General features: G+C 49.2%; 2 protein-coding genes. Both read left to right on the top strand.

Annotation, left to right across the window (positions count from 1 at the left end; genetic code table 11):
• Positions 1–209, top strand: a 209-nt coding sequence (locus NE664_13550; GenBank protein MCQ4727657.1) for a carbohydrate ABC transporter permease, incomplete at its 5' end; no start/stop codon positions are given.
• 24 nt (positions 210–233) lie between these two features.
• Positions 234–484, top strand: a 251-nt coding sequence (locus tag NE664_13545; GenBank protein MCQ4727656.1) for a family 43 glycosylhydrolase, incomplete at its 3' end; no start/stop codon positions are given.

Raw genomic sequence — 484 nt, 5'->3', positions numbered from 1 at the left:
ACGAATTTATATTTGCCAATATCATCATTTCGGACCCGGTGAAGAAGACGCTGCCGGTAGGACTTCTGGCGTTAAAGGGGACGTATAATACGAACTATGCGGCGGTCAGCGCAGCGTTGACTATTTCCGCGATACCGATTATCATAGTCTATATCCTGATGTCCGGAAAGATTCAGGCAGGGATGGTTTCCGGCGCGGTGAAGAGTTAAGTGGGGGAGAGAATGGATAATCAAATGAAAAACTGTCTTGAAAATCCTGTTTTACCCGGATTTCATCCGGATCCGTCGGTCATACGGGTGGGAGAGGATTACTATATGGCCGTGTCTACCTTTGAATGGTTTCCGGGAGTCTGTATTTACCATTCCACAGATTTACAGAACTGGGAACTGGCGGCCAGACCGTTAAACCGTGTTTCCCAGCTGGACATGAAGGGCAATGACGCCTCCGGAGGTGTATTTGCTCCCTGCCTTTCCTATGCCGACGG

Source organism: Anaerotignum faecicola (assembly GCA_024460105.1).
Taxonomy (GTDB): domain Bacteria; phylum Bacillota; class Clostridia; order Lachnospirales; family Anaerotignaceae; genus JANFXS01.
Note: the sequence above shows the minus strand (reverse complement) of the source record. Positions and strands in the feature narration are given on the sequence as shown.